Origin of the sequence: Psychroserpens mesophilus, from assembly GCF_050617655.1 — a bacterium.
In the GTDB taxonomy this organism is placed as follows: domain Bacteria; phylum Bacteroidota; class Bacteroidia; order Flavobacteriales; family Flavobacteriaceae; genus Psychroserpens; species Psychroserpens mesophilus_A.
In genome coordinates, this window is record NZ_JBODQC010000549.1 from 1 (window position 1) to 232 (window position 232).

Annotated in this window: 1 protein-coding gene; it reads right to left on the reverse strand. The window is 62.1% G+C overall.

Going from position 1 to position 232, the window contains the following annotated elements:
• Positions 1-223 (reverse strand): solute carrier family 23 protein (locus tag ACRHNM_RS18375; RefSeq protein WP_431138065.1); only part of this gene is annotated, 223 nt, incomplete at its 3' end.
• Between the last annotated feature and the right edge of the window lie 9 nt (positions 224-232).

Below are 232 nucleotides of genomic sequence, written 5' to 3' on the forward strand. Positions count from 1 at the left end.
TGCCGATCGGCCAGTTGGCGATCAGCGCCATCACCAGCGAGCCCAGCGCGGCGGCCAGGCAGGTGGCGACGAACACGGCGTTGCGGTCCATGCCGGTGGACGACAGGATGTCCGGGTTCACGAAGATGATGTACGACATTGTCAGGAATGTCGTCAGGCCGGCCACGATCTCGGTTCTCGCGGTCGTGCCGTGTTCACGCAGGTTGAATAGCTTCTCCAGCATTCTTATCCC